The 15,828-nt window shown below is 69.7% G+C and carries 14 protein-coding genes and 1 pseudogene; 12 read left to right on the top strand and 3 right to left on the bottom strand.

Going from position 1 to position 15,828, the window contains the following annotated elements; translation table 11 throughout:
* Positions 1–12: 12 nt before the first annotated feature.
* Positions 13–546, bottom strand: coding sequence for a GNAT family N-acetyltransferase (locus tag M8I34_RS10930; RefSeq protein ID WP_308372162.1), 534 nt, complete (start codon positions 544–546; stop codon positions 13–15).
* A gap of 40 nt (positions 547–586) precedes the next feature.
* Here M8I34_RS10930 and M8I34_RS10925 point away from each other — a divergent pair.
* Positions 587–1,963: pseudogene (locus tag M8I34_RS10925) on the top strand (geranylgeranyl reductase family protein); the annotation flags it as partial.
* Between the two features lie 232 nt (positions 1,964–2,195).
* Here M8I34_RS10925 and M8I34_RS10920 read toward each other — a convergent pair.
* Entirely contained in the window at positions 2,196–3,032 is an 837-nt protein-coding gene (locus M8I34_RS10920; RefSeq protein ID WP_250049224.1) for an ATP nucleotide 3'-pyrophosphokinase, read from the bottom strand.
* A gap of 269 nt (positions 3,033–3,301) precedes the next feature.
* Complete coding sequence (locus M8I34_RS10915; RefSeq protein WP_250049223.1) at positions 3,302–4,102, bottom strand: C40 family peptidase; 801 nt, start codon at positions 4,100–4,102, stop codon at positions 3,302–3,304.
* Positions 4,103–4,827: 725 nt separating this feature from the next.
* Between M8I34_RS10915 and M8I34_RS10910 the strand changes: the two genes are divergently transcribed.
* From M8I34_RS10910 to nuoK, 11 genes are read left to right on the top strand one after another with little or no spacing between them, the layout of a single operon-like run.
* Positions 4,828–5,187: an NADH-quinone oxidoreductase subunit A gene (locus tag M8I34_RS10910; RefSeq protein ID WP_006604811.1), complete on the top strand. Its 360-nt coding sequence runs from the start codon at positions 4,828–4,830 to the stop codon at positions 5,185–5,187.
* Positions 5,188–5,196: 9 nt separating this feature from the next.
* Positions 5,197–5,751, top strand: coding sequence for an NADH-quinone oxidoreductase subunit B family protein (locus M8I34_RS10905; protein WP_030074638.1), 555 nt, complete (start codon positions 5,197–5,199; stop codon positions 5,749–5,751).
* Positions 5,748–6,530 carry an NADH-quinone oxidoreductase subunit C gene (locus M8I34_RS10900; protein ID WP_250049222.1) on the top strand — a complete coding sequence of 261 codons (783 nt, stop codon included), beginning with the start codon at positions 5,748–5,750 and terminating at the stop codon, positions 6,528–6,530. The genes M8I34_RS10905 and M8I34_RS10900 overlap by 4 nt, the downstream gene beginning before the upstream one ends.
* Positions 6,530–7,906: an NADH-quinone oxidoreductase subunit D gene (locus tag M8I34_RS10895; RefSeq protein WP_244414059.1), complete on the top strand. Its 1,377-nt coding sequence runs from the start codon at positions 6,530–6,532 to the stop codon at positions 7,904–7,906. The genes M8I34_RS10900 and M8I34_RS10895 overlap by 1 nt, the downstream gene beginning before the upstream one ends.
* Positions 7,907–7,941: 35 nt before the next feature.
* Positions 7,942–8,805, top strand: coding sequence for an NADH-quinone oxidoreductase subunit NuoE (nuoE, locus tag M8I34_RS10890; protein ID WP_250049285.1), 864 nt, complete (start codon positions 7,942–7,944; stop codon positions 8,803–8,805).
* Positions 8,805–10,187, top strand: a complete 1,383-nt coding sequence (nuoF, locus tag M8I34_RS10885) for an NADH-quinone oxidoreductase subunit NuoF (RefSeq protein WP_250049221.1) — start codon at positions 8,805–8,807, stop codon at positions 10,185–10,187. The genes nuoE and nuoF overlap by 1 nt, the downstream gene beginning before the upstream one ends.
* Positions 10,184–12,691 (top strand): NADH-quinone oxidoreductase subunit G, encoded by a 2,508-nt coding sequence (locus M8I34_RS10880; RefSeq protein ID WP_250049220.1) that lies wholly within the window; start codon positions 10,184–10,186, stop codon positions 12,689–12,691. The genes nuoF and M8I34_RS10880 overlap by 4 nt, the downstream gene beginning before the upstream one ends.
* Positions 12,691–14,079 carry an NADH-quinone oxidoreductase subunit NuoH gene (nuoH, locus tag M8I34_RS10875; protein ID WP_374210887.1) on the top strand — a complete coding sequence of 463 codons (1,389 nt, stop codon included), beginning with the start codon at positions 12,691–12,693 and terminating at the stop codon, positions 14,077–14,079. The genes M8I34_RS10880 and nuoH overlap by 1 nt, the downstream gene beginning before the upstream one ends.
* Complete coding sequence (nuoI, locus tag M8I34_RS10870; RefSeq protein ID WP_250049218.1) at positions 14,072–14,662, top strand: NADH-quinone oxidoreductase subunit NuoI; 591 nt, start codon at positions 14,072–14,074, stop codon at positions 14,660–14,662. Before nuoH ends, nuoI begins: the two co-directional genes overlap by 8 nt.
* The gene (locus tag M8I34_RS10865) at positions 14,659–15,528 is read left to right on the top strand and encodes an NADH-quinone oxidoreductase subunit J (RefSeq protein WP_250049217.1); all 870 of its coding nucleotides are present in this window, start codon (positions 14,659–14,661) and stop codon (positions 15,526–15,528) included. Before nuoI ends, M8I34_RS10865 begins: the two co-directional genes overlap by 4 nt.
* Complete coding sequence (nuoK, locus tag M8I34_RS10860; protein ID WP_018090964.1) at positions 15,525–15,824, top strand: NADH-quinone oxidoreductase subunit NuoK; 300 nt, start codon at positions 15,525–15,527, stop codon at positions 15,822–15,824. Before M8I34_RS10865 ends, nuoK begins: the two co-directional genes overlap by 4 nt.
* Positions 15,825–15,828 lie beyond the last annotated feature (4 nt).

Below are 15,828 nucleotides of genomic sequence, written 5' to 3'. Positions count from 1 at the left end.
ACGGTCATCGGCTCAGACATCCAGCCGATGGCAGTACGCCGTCCGCTTTCCCCGCGGCGTGATCACCGTCTCCGCCTGCCGCATCCCCAGCCGCCGGGTCACCGCGATCGACCGCTCGTTGCGCGCGTCCACCATGGCGACCACATGGCGGACCCCGGCCGTGCGCACGGCATCCAGCGCCGCCCGCGCCGCGGCCGTGGCATAGCCCTTGCCCCAGTACGCGCGGCCGAGCCGCCAGCCGATCTCGACCTCGCCCGCCGGGCCCCAGTCCCACGGCCACGGCTGGGCACCGGTGAAGCCGATGACCGCGCCGTCCGCCGGATCCAGCAGCGTGAACAGGCAGAATCCCCGCTCCGCGTGGTGTCTGCGCTGGCGCGCGGTGAGCTCCTCGTAGACGGAGAGTTCGGCGGGCAGGCCACCGTGGAACTCCATCACCTCCGGGTCGTCGAAGACCCGGTGCCAGTTCATCGCGTCCTCCTCGGTGGGCACGCGCAGCTCGACGGCGGGGAGCGGCCGGTTCGCGGGCGGGGTGTTCACAGACTTCACGGCACAACCCTTCAGGTTCTGATCACCACGGCCCCCATAGACTGCACGTGCCCAGTGCCGGTCGGCACCCAGATATCCAGATCGACTTCCGGGAGACAGCGCCGTGACCGAGTCCGCGTCCGTGACCGATTCCGTGACCACAGCCCGCTCGGAGCACAGCGCGGACGTGATCGTCGTCGGTGCCGGGCCAGCCGGCTCGGCGACCGCCTATCACCTCGCCAAGTCCGGTCTGGACGTCCTCCTTCTGGAGAAGACCGCCTTCCCGCGCGAGAAGGTCTGCGGCGACGGGCTGACCCCCCGCGCCACCAAGCAGCTGGTCGCGATGGGGATCGACATCTCCGAGGAAGCGGGCTGGCTGCGCAACAAGGGCCTGCGGATCATCGGCGGCGGCTCACGTCTCCAGCTCGACTGGCCGGAGCTGGCCTCCTACCCCGACTACGGACTGGTCCGTAAGCGCGACGACTTCGACGAGCAGCTCGCCCGGCAGGCGCAGAAGGCCGGCGCGCGGCTCTACGAGCGCTGCAATGTGGGTGCGCCGATCGTCCACGAGCTGACCGGCCACATCACCGGCGTGCACGCCAAGCTCGGCGAGGAGAAGACCCCGGTCACCTTCCACGCCCCGCTGGTCGTCGCCGCCGACGGCAACTCCACCCGGCTCTCGCTGGCCATGGGCCTGCACCGCCGCGAGGACCGCCCCATGGGCGTGGCCGTCCGGACGTACTTCACCTCGCCCCGCCACGACGACGACTACCTGGAGTCCTGGCTGGAGCTGTGGGACCGCCGCGGCGCCCAGGACCGGCTGCTGCCCGGCTACGGCTGGATCTTCGGCATGGGCGACGGCACGAGCAACGTCGGCCTCGGCATCCTCAACTCCAGTTCCGCCTTCAAGGAGCTGGACTGGCGGGAGATCCTCAAGGCGTGGTGCGCCTCGATGCCCGCCGACTGGGGCTACACCCCGGAGAACATGACCGGCCCGATCCGCGGCGCCGCGCTCCCCATGGCCTTCAACCGCCAGCCGCACTACACCAAGGGTCTGCTGCTGGTCGGTGACGCGGGCGGGCTGGTCAACCCGTTCAACGGCGAGGGCATCGCCTACGCCATGGAGTCCGGCGCGATCGCCGCCGAGGTCATCGTGCAGGCACACGCCCGCGCCACGTACGCGCAGCGCGAACTCGCCCTACAGCGCTACCCCAAGATCCTCAAGGACACCTACGGCGGCTACTACTCCCTCGGCCGCGCCTTCGTGAAGCTCATCGGCAACCCCAAGGTCATGAAGATCGCCACCCAGCGCGGCCTGACCCACCCGCTGCTGATGCGCTTCACCCTCAAGATGCTCGCCAACCTCACCGACCCCACGGGCGGCGACGCGATGGACCGCATCATCAACGGCCTGAGCAAGGTCGCGCCGAAGGCGTGACGCAGGGACGGGGCGGGCGCAGGAGTGCCCGCCCCCTGAGGGCTTCGGTCCTGATGCCCTTGAAGCGGCCTGGCGGGGCCTGGAGCGGCCTGGTGGGCCCGTTGAGCGTGTTACGCCCGTTGGCGGCCCGTTGGGGGCGTGTTGCGGCCGTATTGCCCGTGACGGCCCGGGAAGAGGCCTCTGCGGCCCGTCGGTGCATCCGGCGGGCCGCTTGCCGTGGGCGAGGGTCCCGTCAGGCGGCCGGGGCGTGAGCCGGGACGGGGAGCCGGCGTGCCGGGTCCGGCGCCGGCACCCCGCGGGCCGGGGCGGTCAGCCGCTCGGCGCCCGGCGGGACCGGGACCGCCGCGAAGATCGCGTTCTGCTGGTCCTGAAGTTCCCGCACCCGCTCCCGGGGAGTGCCGGGCAGCCGCTGCTCCTCGTACAGCTTGTGGGTCTCCAGCTGGGCCGCCTTGCTCTCGGGGGTGTGGAACTGGACCTCGAAGAGCTGGTGGGAGCGGGGCGCGCGCCAGGCGGAGTTGATCGCCTTGTAGCCGGCGGTCCGGTTCCAGGTGTTGGCCCAGCGGGTGGAGTCGTTGCCCCACGCGGACAGCAGCCCGGCCGCGGTGTGGACGCCCTGGCTGTAGCGGTCGGCGGGCCACTGGAGGGTGAAGCGGACCGCGTCGTTGATCGCGCCGAGCGAGGTGTCCACCGACCGACCCGGTGACTCCTGCATCGAGGTGGCGACCTTGCGCTTGAGCGAGTCCGGCGACTTCAGCCGCTGGTCGAACCCGATCAGGTCGGCATGGCTGATCCTGGCGGCCGCGCGTACCCCGGGGCTGATGGCACGCTCGGCCCGCCGGGCGCGGAGGACGAAGGCGTCCACCTTCTTGTTGTCGGCGGCCTTCAGGCGCAGCCCGTCCCGGTGCCAGCTGCCGTCGGGGTCGGTGCCCGCGGGGCGGACGGAGGGCGCCGCGGCGGACGGGCCGGTGGCGGTCGCGGCCGGGACGGCGCCCAGGCCGAGCGCGGTGGCCAGTGCGGCGGCCGTCGCGGCCCGGGTGACGAGGCGGCGGGCGGTGCGGTGGGTGTTCATCGGAGCGCGGTGACCCTCTCTCTGCGGAGGCCGCACGGCGCCGAAGTGGCATATGTACGGCATATGGCGAGAGGTGCAACGGCGCGCGCCGTGGCGGGGTAGCTCTACGGGCGGCCCCCGGCCCGGTACCTGGCTTGAATCCGGCGCTGCACGGCGCGATTCGGCCGCCTCACGACGTGTGGGCGGCCCGCGGGACCGCATGCCGAAGGACCGTCCCTCCCGAGCGGCGAAAGAGACGGTCCTTCTGAGGCACGAAGGGTGCGGCGGTCCTAGAGGACGCGCACCGCGCCGGTCGGCATGTCGTAGTTGAGCGGGCGCTCGACGATGCCGGTGCTGGAGTTCTGGGCGCCGATGAAGTTGCCGTCACCGACGTAGACACCGACGTGGTAGGCGCTGCCCGCGCTGCCCCAGTACAGGATGTCGCCGACCTGGAGGTTGTCCAGGCCGACCTGGGTGCCGGCGGTGGACTGGTCCTGCGACACCCGCGGCAGGTCGATGCCGACCTGCTTGAAGGCGGCCTGGGTCAGGCCGGAGCAGTCGTACGCGGAGGAGCCGGTGGCGCCGAGCACGTACGCCTTGCCCAGCTGCGCCTTGAGGAAGGAGACGAGCGTGGCGGTGCTGCCGGTGGCGGTGGACGTCGAGGGCGCGGACAGGGTCGAACGCTCGGAGGAGCGCGAGGCACGGGCCTGCGCGGCCTCCTTGGCCTTGCGGGCTTCCTCGGCCTTCTTCTTGGCCTCGGCCTTGGCCTTCTTGACGGCCTCGGCCTTGTGCTTCTCGGCGGCCTTGGAGGCCTTGGAGAAGGCGCTGTCCTGGAGGGCCTGGCGCTCGTAGTTGAACGCGACCTGCTCGGCAGTGTCGGCGCTCTTGGCGGCGCTGGTGGCCAGCGCCGTCGTGATCGTCGGCATCTCCTGGGTTTCGGCGACGGGCTTCTCCGCGGCGTTGGCCGGGACGGTGGCACCGGTCACCGCGAGGGTGAGGAAGCCACCGGTCACGCCCGCGCGCAACGCCCGGGAGGACGCGGAAGGACGGCGGGGCTTCCGGTGGCTGGGTATGAGTGCGTTCGGGGACATGGCAACAACGGCTATCAGGCGCCACAGGTTGCTGCCAAGAAAGGTGCAGTGCGCCACACTTGACGTGTACGCGGCGAATAAAACGGACTTTTGGCCGCCCACCAAGCCCGCGGCGGGATGTCCGAATTTCGCGATCATGTTCCTACGCATGGCATTTGCTGCTCGACGCGGGGGCGGTGGGCGCCTATCACTTCCCCATCCGCCACGCCAAGGCTTCCCGTGCGTCAAGGACTTAGTGCTGGAAATAGCGTGGGATAGGTCACTCTTGAGTGTCCGTTATGTTCCTGTGATCTCGCGCCGCCCGCTCGCTCGTGAATCGGAGCACGCGCCGACGATCACGGTCAGGTCACGAGCGGATCACGCCTGCGGGCCCTCCGCGTATAGCAGTTGGTTGCGTCCAGCACCAATTTGCCCGTAGCTGCCCCCACTTGATAGTGGCAAGCCCGCCCTGACCAGCGGTAACCCAGGTGAATGTCACCTCTCGTGATCACTCGCGCGCTTCACGTATGAAGATCACCGCTCATCCGACTTCATGATCCTTCGCCGGGTGGTGGAGATCACAAAGGCGTTGTCCACTCCCGTGTCGCAGATCACAGACCAGCGGGCATAAGATGCTGGCGGTTCGGGCTTGTGAACTGCCTCACATATGCACGATCTCCATGGGGCAGCCGGAAGGCCCGAGCGGACCGCCATCCAGTCATCGTCGACTGAAGGGAGCGAGGACGGTGAACGCTTACGCGCCCATCCTCGTACTGGGAGCCCTCGGGGCAGGCTTTGCGATCTTCTCCGTCGTGATGGCCACCCTCGTCGGGCCCAGGCGCTACAACCGGGCCAAGCTCGAGGCGTACGAGTGCGGAATCGAGCCGACGCCACATCCGTCCGGTGGCGGTCGCTTCCCGATCAAGTACTACCTGACGGCGATGCTCTTCATCGTCTTCGACATCGAGATCGTCTTCCTCTATCCCTGGGCCGTCACCTTCGACGCCCTGGGGCTGTTCGGGCTCGTCGAGATGCTCCTCTTCGCGCTCACCGTCTTCGTCGCCTACGCCTATGTCTGGCGTCGTGGCGGCCTGGAATGGGACTAGGGGTCACACATGGGACTTGAAGAGAAGCTGCCGAGCGGCTTTTTGCTGACCACTGTCGAGCAGGCCGCGGGCTGGGTGCGCAAATCATCGGTCTTCCCCGCGACCTTCGGGCTGGCCTGCTGCGCCATCGAGATGATGACGACCGGCGCCGGGCGCTACGACCTGGCCCGCTTCGGTATGGAGGTCTTCCGCGGCTCACCGCGGCAGGCGGATCTGATGATCGTGGCCGGCCGGGTGAGCCAGAAGATGGCGCCCGTTCTGCGGCAGGTCTACGACCAGATGCCGGACCCGAAGTGGGTGATTTCCATGGGGGTTTGCGCCTCATCGGGCGGAATGTTCAATAACTACGCGATTGTGCAGGGCGTCGACCACATCGTTCCCGTCGACATTTATTTGCCGGGCTGCCCGCCGCGTCCCGAGATGCTCATGGACGCCATTCTCAAGCTGCATCAGAAGATCCAGAACACCAAGCTCGGGGTCAATCAGCAGCAGGCCGCCCGTGAGGCGGAGGAGGCGGCGCTCAAGGCGCTCCCGCTGATCGAGATGAAGGGGCTGCTGCGGTGAGTGAGCAGAAGAACCCTGAGGGTCCCGGCGAGCCGGACGGCCGGAACGGCCAGAACGGCCAGGAGGACGCCGTTCCCGCGCAGCGCGACGACACCGGCGAGGTGATCGGCACCCGCCGCGGGATGTTCGGCGCCGACAACGGCGGCGACACCAGCGGCTACGGCGGCCTCGTCCGGACCGTCCGGCTGCCCGGCGCGACCCAGCGGCCGTACGGCGGAGCGCGTGGTGAAGAAGGCTACGGGGAGTTCGACGAGATCGCCGACGAGCTGGAGGGCGCCCTCGACGAGCAGGGCCTGATCCCCGAGAACGTCATCGAGAAAACGGTCGTGGACCGCGCCGAGCTGACCTTCCACATCGAGCGCGGCTATCTGCCGACGGTCGCCAGGACCCTGCGCGACGACCCCGCGCTGCGCTTCGAGCTGTGTACGGGCGTGAGCGGGGTGCACTTCCCCGGCGACAAGGGCCGCGAGCTGCACGCCGTCTACCACCTGCGCTCGATCACCCACAACCGGCTGATCCGGCTGGAGGTCTCCGCCCCGGACGCCGACCCGCACGTGCCCTCGCTGGTGGAGGTCTATCCGACCAACGACTGGCACGAGCGCGAGACCTACGACTTCTTCGGAATCGTTTTCGACGGCCACCCGGCGCTGACCCGGATCATGATGCCCGACGACTGGCAGGGCTTCCCGCAGCGCAAGGACTACCCGCTCGGCGGCATCCCCGTCGAGTACAAGGGCGCCCAGATTCCGGCTCCCGACCAGCGGAGGTCGTACAGCTGATGACTACTGCACCGCACTCCCACTCCCCGAACGGCCACCGCACCTCGAGCGACTTCGACACCACGGAGTCCCTGGCCCGGGAGACCACCGAGGGCACCGTCTACAACGTCTCCGGTGGCGACTGGGACGAGATCGCGGCCGCCGCCGTGAAGTCCGACGACGAGCGGATCATCGTCAACATGGGGCCGCAGCACCCCTCCACCCACGGCGTGCTCCGGCTGATCCTGGAGATCGACGGCGAGACCGTCACCGAGGCCCGCTGCGGCATCGGCTATCTGCACACCGGCATCGAGAAGAACCTCGAATACCGGACCTGGACGCAGGGCACCACCTTCGTCACGAGGATGGATTACCTCACCCCCTTCTTCAACGAGACGGCCTACTGCCTGGCCGTGGAGAAGCTGCTCGGGATCACCGACCAGATCCCCGACCGGGCCTCCGTCATCCGCGTGCTGCTGATGGAGCTCAACCGGATGTCCTCCCACCTCGTGGCGATCGCCACCGGCGGGATGGAGCTGGGCGCCACCACGATCATGATCTACGGCTTCCGCGACCGGGAACTCATCCTCGACCTCTACGAGCTGATCACCGGCCTGCGGATGAACCACGCCTACATCCGGCCCGGCGGCCTCGCGCAGGACCTGCCCCCGGGCGCGGTCGACCAGGTGCGTGAGTTCGTGAAGAAGATGCGCAAGAACATCGGCGAGTACGACAAGCTCGCCACCGGCAACCCGGTGTTCAAGGGCCGCATGGAAGGCATCGGCTATCTCGACCTGGCCGGCTGCATGGCCACCGGCGCCACCGGGCCCATCGTGCGCTCCGCCGGACTGCCGCACGACCTGCGCAAGACCCAGCCGTACTGCGGTTACGAGACCTACGACTTCGAGGTGCCGACCGCCGACACCTGCGACTCCTACGGCCGGTTCCTGATCCGGCTGGAGGAGATGCGCCAGTCGCTGCGGATCGTCGAGCAGTGCCTGGACCGGCTGGAGCCCGGCCCGGTGATGGTCGCGGACAAGAAGATCGCCTGGCCCGCGCAGCTGGCCCTGGGCCCGGACGGCCTGGGCAACTCCCTCGACCACATCAAGAAGATCATGGGCACCTCGATGGAGGCCCTGATCCACCACTTCAAGCTGGTGACCGAGGGCTTCCGGGTCCCGCCGGGGCAGACCTACGCCGCCGTCGAGTCGCCCAAGGGCGAGCTGGGCGTGCACGTGGTCAGCGACGGCGGCACCCGTCCCTACCGGGTGCACTTCCGCGACCCGTCCTTCACCAACCTCCAGGCCATGGCGGCGATGTGCGAAGGCGGCCAGGTCGCCGACGTCATCGTCGCCGTCGCGTCCATCGACCCCGTGATGGGAGGCGTCGACCGGTGAACGCCACTCCGGCAAACCATGACGTGCAGCTGGGGATGCCCGCGCTCCCCGCCCCCGACTATCCGGTGGACGTACGGGCCCGGCTGGAAGCGGACGCCAAGGAGGTGATCGCCCGCTACCCCGGCGCGCGCTCGGCGCTGCTGCCGCTGCTGCACCTCGTCCAGGCCGAGGAAGGGCACGTCACCCGCACCGGCATCCGCTTCTGCGCCGAGCTGCTCGACCTGACCACCGCCGAGGTCACCGCGGTCTCGACCTTCTACTCCATGTACCGCCGCAAGGCGAGCGGTGACTACCAGGTCGGGGTCTGCACCAACACGCTGTGCGCGGTGATGGGCGGCGACGCCATCTTCGAGGACCTCAAGGAGTACCTCGGCGTCGGCAACGGCGAGACCACCGAGGACGGCGCCGTCACCCTCGAACACATCGAGTGCAACGCGGCCTGCGACTTCGCCCCGGTCGTGATGGTCAACTGGGAGTTCTTCGACAACCAGACGCCGCGGTCCGCCCGGCAGCTGGTCGACGACCTGCGGGCCGGCCGGAGCGTCGAGCCCACCCGCGGCGCACCGCTGTGCACCTTCAAGGACACGGCCCGGATGCTCGCCGGATTCCCGGACGAGCGGCCGGGCGCCGTCGAGGCCACCGGCGGAGCGGGCGCCGCCTCGCTGATCGGGCTGCGGCTCGCCAAGGGCGAAGCCGTCCCCGGCCGCGGCGCCGACCACGTCATCGCGCCGCGCGCCACCACCGACGGCCCCTCCGACGGAACCGGCGGCGAACCCCCGTCCGGCCACCCCGCCGACGAGCCGCCCGCCGGGCACCCCAGCTCCCACGACGCACCGCAGCAGACCTCGGCCTCGGACGACCAGCACCCGGCCGGCCCCACAGCAGAGGAGGGGGAGTGATGACAGTGGCAGCCGAACACGGGGGCGCCTCCCGGCCGGAGGCCGGCGGGGAGATCAACCCCGAGAAGCTTCTGACGCCCGTGCTGTCCGCCTTCTGGGACCAGCCCGAACCCTGGACGCTGGAGACCTACCGCCGGCACGAGGGCTACGAAGGCCTGCGCAAGGCGCTCGCGATGCCCCCGGACGACGTCATCGCCTACGTCAAGGACTCCGGGCTGCGCGGCCGCGGCGGCGCCGGCTTCCCGACCGGGATGAAGTGGCAGTTCATCCCGCAGGGCGACGGCAAACCGCACTACCTGGTCGTCAACGCCGACGAGTCGGAGCCCGGGACCTGCAAGGACATCCCGCTCCTCTTCGCCAACCCGCACTCCCTCATCGAGGGGATCGTGATCGCCTGCCATGCGATCCGCTCGCACCACGCCTTCATCTATCTGCGCGGCGAGGTCGTACCCGTCCTGCGCCGGCTGCACGAGGCCGTGCGCGAGGCCTATGCGGCGGGCTACCTCGGGAAGAACATCCTGGGCTCGGGCCTCGACCTCGATGTGATCGTGCATGCGGGCGCCGGTGCGTACATCTGCGGTGAGGAAACCGCGCTGCTCGACTCCCTGGAGGGCCGTCGCGGCCAGCCCCGGCTGCGTCCCCCCTTCCCGGCGGTGGCGGGCCTGTACGCCTGCCCCACCGTCGTCAACAACGTCGAGTCCATCGCCTCGGTTCCCGCGATCATGAACCGGGGCAAGGACTGGTTCCGGTCGATGGGCAGCGAGAAGTCCCCGGGCTTCACGCTCTACTCGCTCAGCGGCCATGTCACCAACCCGGGCCAGTACGAAGCCCCGTTGGGCGTCACGCTGCGCCAGCTGCTGGACATGAGCGGCGGTATGCGCCGAGGCCACCGGCTGAAGTTCTGGACGCCGGGCGGCTCCTCGACGCCGATGTTCACCGACGAGCACCTCGACGTGCCCCTCGACTACGAGGGCGTCGGCGCGGCCGGCTCGATGCTCGGCACCAAGGCGCTCCAGTGCTTCGACGAGACCACCTGTGTCGTCCGCGCGGTCACCCGCTGGACCGAGTTCTATGCGCACGAGTCCTGCGGCAAGTGCACGCCCTGCCGTGAAGGGACCTACTGGCTGGTGCAGTTGCTGCGCGACATCGAGGCCGGCAAGGGCGTGATGGACGACCTCGACAAGATCGACGACATCGCCGACAACATCAACGGCAAGTCCTTCTGCGCCCTCGGCGACGGCGCCGCCTCGCCGATCTTCTCCTCGCTGAAGTACTTCCGCGAGGAGTACGAGCAGCACATCACCGGCAAGGGCTGCCCCTTCGACCCGGCCAAGTCGACCCTGTGGGGCGACAACGACGCTCACCAGGGGGTGAACACATGACCGTCACGACCAATGCTCCCTCGGGGGGCGGCGAGGCGGCGATCCCGCCGGAGGACCTCGTCACCCTGACGATCGACGGCATCGAGATCTCCGTCCCCAAGGGGACGCTGGTCATCCGTGCCGCCGAGCTCCTCGGCATCGAGATCCCGCGCTTCTGCGACCACCCGCTGCTGGACCCGGCGGGCGCCTGCCGGCAGTGCATCGTCGAGGTCGAGGGCCAGCGCAAGCCGATGGCCTCGTGCACCATCACCTGCACCGACGGCATGGTCGTCAAGTCGCAGCTGACCTCGCCGGTGGCCGAGAAGGCCCAGCGCGGGGTGATGGAGCTGCTGCTGATCAACCACCCGCTGGACTGCCCGGTCTGCGACAAGGGCGGTGAGTGCCCGCTCCAGAACCAGGCGATGCAGGTCGGCGACCCGGAGTCGCGCTTCGAGGGCAAGAAGCGCACGTTCGCCAAGCCGGTGCCGATCTCCACGCAGGTGCTGCTGGACCGCGAACGGTGCGTGCTGTGTGCGCGCTGCACCCGCTTCAGCAACCAGATCGCCGGCGACCCGATGATCGAGCTCGTCGAGCGCGGCGCCCTCCAGCAGGTCGGCACCGGCGAGGGCGACCCCTTCCAGTCGTACTTCTCCGGCAACACCATCCAGATCTGCCCGGTCGGCGCGCTCACCTCCGCCGCGTACCGTTTCCGCTCCCGCCCCTTCGACCTGGTCTCCTCGCCGTCGGTGTGCGAGCACTGCGCGGGCGGCTGTGCGACCCGTACGGACCACCGGCGCGGCAAGGTCATGCGGCGGCTGGCGGCGAACGACCCCGAGGTCAACGAGGAGTGGATCTGCGACAAGGGGCGGTTCGCCTTCCGGTACGCGCAGCAGCGTGACCGGCTGGAGCACCCGCTCGTGCGCAACCCGGAGTCCGGCGAACTGGAGCCGGCGAGCTGGCCGATGGCCCTGGAGACGGCGGCCCGCGGACTGGCCGCGGCCAAGGGGCGCACGGGCGTGCTGACCGGCGGCCGGCTGACCGTTGAGGACGCCTACGCCTACGCCAAGTTCGCCCGGATCGCGCTGAACACCAACGACATCGACTTCCGGGCGCGGCTGCACAGCGCCGAGGAGGCCGACTTCCTGGCGTCCCGGGTCGCCGGCCGCGGCCGCGACGTGGACGGCGAGGGCGTCACGTACACCGCGCTGGAGAACGCGCCGGCCGTGCTGCTGGCCGGTATCGAGGCCGAGGAGGAGGCCCCGGGCGTCTTCCTGCGGCTGCGCAAGGCGCACCGCAGGAGCGGACAGCGCACCTACGGGCTGGCCGGTCACGCCTCGCGCGGGCTGATCAAGGCCGGTGGCACGCTGCTGCCGTCCGCGCCCGGCACCGAGACCGAATGGCTGGACGCGCTCGCGGGCGGCGTCGGCCTGGACGGTGCGGGGCAGGCCGCGGCCGAGGCGCTGCGGGCCGACGGCGCGGTGATCATCGTCGGCGAGCGGCTGGCGGCGGTGCCCGGCGCACTGACCGCCGCCGTCCGCGCCGCCCGTGCCACCGGCGCCCGCCTGGTGTGGATCCCCCGGCGGGCCGGCGAACGCGGCGCCGTCGAGGCGGGCGCGCTGCCCGGTCTGCTGCCCGGCGGCCGGCCGGCCACCGACCCGCGGGCCCGCGACGAGGTCGCGGCCGCCTGGGGCGTGGCCGCGCTGCCGCACCGGCACGGCCGGGACACCGGCCAGATCATCGAGGCCGCGGCGACCGGCGAGATCGGCGCGCTCCTCGTGGCGGGCGTCGAGGTCGCGGACCTGCCGGACCCGGCCCGCGCGCTGGCCGCCCTGGACGAGGTCGGCTTCCTGGTCAGCCTGGAGCTGCGGCCCTCGCAGGTCACCGACCGGGCGGACGTGGTCCTCCCGGTGGCGGCCGTGGTCGAGAAGCCCGGCACGTTCCTCAACTGGGAGGGCCGGGCGCGGCTGTTCGAGGCCGCCCTCAAGCCGGACCAGATGACCCGCCGGCATCTGCTGTCGGACTCCCGGGTGCTGCACATGCTCGCCGATGCGATGGACGTCCACCTCGCGCTGCCGGACATCCGCTCCGTACGCCGCGAGCTGGACCGGCTCGGTGGCTGGGACGGCCCGCACGCGGGCGAGCCCATGGAGAGCGGGCGCCCGCTGCCCCGTCCCGAAAGCGGTGAGGCGGTCCTCGCCGGACACCGGCTCCTCCTGGACCAGGGGCTGCTCCAGGAGGGCGACGAGGCGCTGGCCGGCACCCGGCACGCCGCCGTCGCCCGGCTGTCGCAGATCACCGCGCAGGAGACCGGGGTCAAGGACGGTGACCTGCTGGCGGTCACCGGACCGGCCGGCGCGGTCCATCTGCCGCTCCAGGTCACGCCGATGCCCGACCGGGTGGTGTGGCTGCCGCTCAACTCCACGGGCGGTGGCGTCGCCGCCGACACCGGAGCGCAACCCGGTGACCTGGTGAAGATCTCCGCCGTCCCGGGCACCCCGGAGCCGGCCAAGGAGGTGGACGCATGATGCAGCAGCTCGATCAACTCGCCGCCGCCGGCAGCGCGCTGGCGCAGGAAGACCTGTCGATGTTCGGCCGCGACCCGTGGTGGCTCGTCGTCATCAAGGCGGTCTTCTGCTTCGCGTTCCTGATGCTGACGGTGCTGTTCTCGATCGTCTGGGAACGCAAGGTCGTCGCCTGGATGCAGCTGCGCATCGGCCCCAACCGGCACGGCCCCTGGGGGATGCTCCAGTCCCTCGCCGACGGCATCAAGCTGATGCTGAAGGAGGACCTGGTCGTCAAGCGGGCCGACAAGGTGGTCTACATTCTCGCGCCGGTCGTGGCGGCCATCCCGGCCTTCATGGCGATCGCGGTGATCCCCTTCGGCCCGGCCGGCAACGAGATCTCCATCTTCGGGGTCCGCACCCCGATGCAGCTGACCGACCTGCCGATCGGCATCCTCTACATCCTGGCCACGGCCTCGGTCGGCATCTACGGCATCGTGCTGGCGGGCTGGTCGTCCGGTTCGACGTATCCGCTGCTCGGCGGGCTGCGCTCGTGTGCGCAGATGATCTCCTACGAGATCGCGATGGGCATGTCGTTCGCGGCGGTGTTCCTCTACTCCGGGTCGATGTCGACGTCGACCATCGTGGAGTCGCAGCAGAGCAGGTGGTACGTCCTGCTGCTGCCGGTGTCCTTCATCATCTACATCGTCGCGATGGTGGGCGAGACCAACCGCGCGCCGTTCGACATGCCGGAGTCCGAGGGCGACCTCGTCGGCGGCTTCAACACCGAGTACTCGTCCATCAAGTTCGCGATGTTCATGCTCGCCGAGTACGTCAACATGGTCACCGTCTCGGCGGTCGCGATCACCCTCTTCCTGGGCGGGTGGAAGGCCCCCTGGCCGATCTCCACGTTCTGGGAGGGCGCCAACCACGGCTGGTGGCCGCTGCTCTGGTTCACGATCAAGGTGCAGCTGCTGCTGTTCTTCTTCATCTGGCTGCGCGGCACCCTTCCCCGGGTGCGCTACGACCAGTTCATGAAGCTGGGTTGGAAGGTCCTCATCCCGGTCTCGCTGGTCTGGCTGATGCTGGTCGCCACCGTCCGGGCGCTGAAGAACGAGGGCTACAACTTCTCCCAGATCGTGCTCTATGTCGCCGGCGGGGCCGTCGCGCTGCTGCTGATCTCCCTCCTCGTGGACTTCTTCCGGCGTGCCGAGACGGAGGAGGAGACGGACGGTGACGGGGCCTTCGACCCGATGGCCGGCGGTTTCCCCGTGCCACCGCTGCCCGGACAGAACCTGCCGCCCGTGCCGCGGCGCAGGCCGCGCCGTGACCGCGAGCTGATTGTCAGTGGCGGGCCGGACACTGTCAGTGACGGAATCGGAAACGACGGAAAGGGGGGCGACGGTGCCTGAGTTCCAGAACCCCGTGGCCGGCTTCGGCGTGACCTTCAAGGCCATGTTCAAGAAGCGGCTGACCGAGCAGTACCCGGAGGAGAAGAAGCCGACGGCGCCGCGTTTCCACGGCCGGCATCAGCTCAACCGGCATCCGGACGGGCTGGAGAAGTGCATCGGCTGCGAGCTGTGCGCATGGGCCTGCCCGGCGGACGCGATCTATGTCGAGGGCGCGGACAACACCCCCGAGGAGCGCTACTCCCCGGGTGAGCGCTACGGCCGCGTCTACCAGATCAATTACCTGCGCTGCATCCTGTGCGGCCTGTGCGTGGAGGCCTGTCCGACCCGCGCGCTGACGATGACCAACGAGTACGAACTCGCCGACCGGTCCCGCGAATCGCTCATCTACACCAAGGAGGAGCTGCTCGCGGGCCTGGAGGAGACGATGGTCGACTCTCCGCATGCGATCTACCCCGGCATGACGGAGAAGGACTACTACCAGGGCCTGGTGACCGAGGCCGCCCCGGGGACCGAACGTCAGGTCGCGGCCTCCAAGGGCGAGAAGACCGACGGGAACGCCCAGGAGAAGGAGGCGACCGCATGACCGGCCTCGCCGCCGCGGCCTCCATGACCTCCACGGGTGAGGCCGTGCAGTTCTGGATCCTGGGCATCGTCGCGGTCAGCGGCGCGCTGGGCACGATCCTGATGAAGCGCGCCGTGCACAGCGCCCTCTCGCTCGCCGGGACCATGATCGTCCTGGCGGTCTTCTACCTCGCCAACGGCGCGTACTTCCTCGGCGTCGTGCAGATCGTCGTCTATACGGGCGCGATCATGATGCTGTTCCTGTTCGTCGTCATGCTGGTGGGTGTCACCGCCGCGGACTCCCTCAAGGAGACCCTCAAGGGCCAGCGCTGGCTCGCCGCCGGACTGGGCCTCGGCTTCGGCATCCTGCTGATCGCCGGGATCGGCAACGCCTCGCTCAAGGAGTTCAACGGCCTGGGCGAGGCCAACGCCGGCGGCAATGTGCAGGGCCTGGCCGCACTCATCTTCACCAAGTACGTCTTCGCCTTCGAAGTCACCGGCGCGCTGCTGATCACGGCGGCCGTCGGCGCGATGGTGCTCACCCACCGGGAGCGTACGGAGCGGGCCAAGTCCCAGCGCGAGCAGTCCGAGGCGCGCATCCGCGAGGGCAAGCAGGTACCGCCGCTGCCCGCCCCGGGTGTCTACGCCCGGCACAACGCCGTCGACATCCCGGGCCTGCTGCCCGACGGCACCACGTCCGAGCTGAGCGTCAGCCCGACGCTGAGGGAGCGCGGCCAGGTCCGCGATGTCTCCGGCGAGTCGCTCGCCGAGCTGAAGGCGCTGGAGGAGCGTTCCGAGGACTGGCTGGGCCGGGGTTCCGAGGAGCCCCGGCCCTCGTCGTCCGGTGGCGTGGCGCCGAAGGAGCACAAGGAGGGGACCAAGAAATGAACCCGGTCTACTACCTCTATCTCGCCGCCCTGTTGTTCACCATCGGCGCGGCCGGGGTGCTGATCAGGCGGAACGCCATCGTGGTGTTCATGTGCATCGAGCTGATGCTCAACGCCTGCAATCTCGCCTTCGTCACCTTCTCGCGGATGCACGGGAATCTGGACGGCCAGATCATCGCCTTCTTCACGATGGTCGTCGCCGCGGCCGAGGTCGTCGTCGGCCTGGCGATCATCGTGTCGATCTTCCGCACCCGTCATACGGCCTCGGTCGACGACGCCAGCCTGATGAAGCTGTAAGGGG

Source organism: Streptomyces sp. MCA2, assembly GCF_023544705.1.
GTDB classification, from domain to species: Bacteria; Actinomycetota; Actinomycetes; order Streptomycetales; family Streptomycetaceae; genus Streptomyces; species Streptomyces decoyicus.
Note: the sequence above shows the minus strand (reverse complement) of the source record. Positions and strands in the feature narration are given on the sequence as shown.

Excerpts from the sequence above, each read along its gene's own strand:
- nuoF (WP_250049221.1), top strand. The coding sequence starts at position 8,805 with ATGACAGTGGCAGCCGAACACGGGGGCGCCTCCCGGCCGGAGGCCGGC.
- M8I34_RS10905 (WP_030074638.1), top strand. The coding sequence starts at position 5,197 with ATGGGACTTGAAGAGAAGCTGCCGAGCGGCTTTTTGCTGACCACTGTC.
- nuoE (WP_250049285.1), top strand. The coding sequence starts at position 7,942 with ATGCCCGCGCTCCCCGCCCCCGACTATCCGGTGGACGTACGGGCCCGG.
- nuoK (WP_018090964.1), top strand. The coding sequence starts at position 15,525 with ATGAACCCGGTCTACTACCTCTATCTCGCCGCCCTGTTGTTCACCATC.
- M8I34_RS10920 (WP_250049224.1), bottom strand. The coding sequence starts at position 3,032 with ATGAACACCCACCGCACCGCCCGCCGCCTCGTCACCCGGGCCGCGACG.
- M8I34_RS10865 (WP_250049217.1), top strand. The coding sequence starts at position 14,659 with ATGACCGGCCTCGCCGCCGCGGCCTCCATGACCTCCACGGGTGAGGCC.
- M8I34_RS10895 (WP_244414059.1), top strand. The coding sequence starts at position 6,530 with ATGACTACTGCACCGCACTCCCACTCCCCGAACGGCCACCGCACCTCG.
- M8I34_RS10915 (WP_250049223.1), bottom strand. The coding sequence starts at position 4,102 with ATGTCCCCGAACGCACTCATACCCAGCCACCGGAAGCCCCGCCGTCCT.
- M8I34_RS10880 (WP_250049220.1), top strand. The coding sequence starts at position 10,184 with ATGACCGTCACGACCAATGCTCCCTCGGGGGGCGGCGAGGCGGCGATC.
- nuoH (WP_374210887.1), top strand. The coding sequence starts at position 12,691 with ATGCAGCAGCTCGATCAACTCGCCGCCGCCGGCAGCGCGCTGGCGCAG.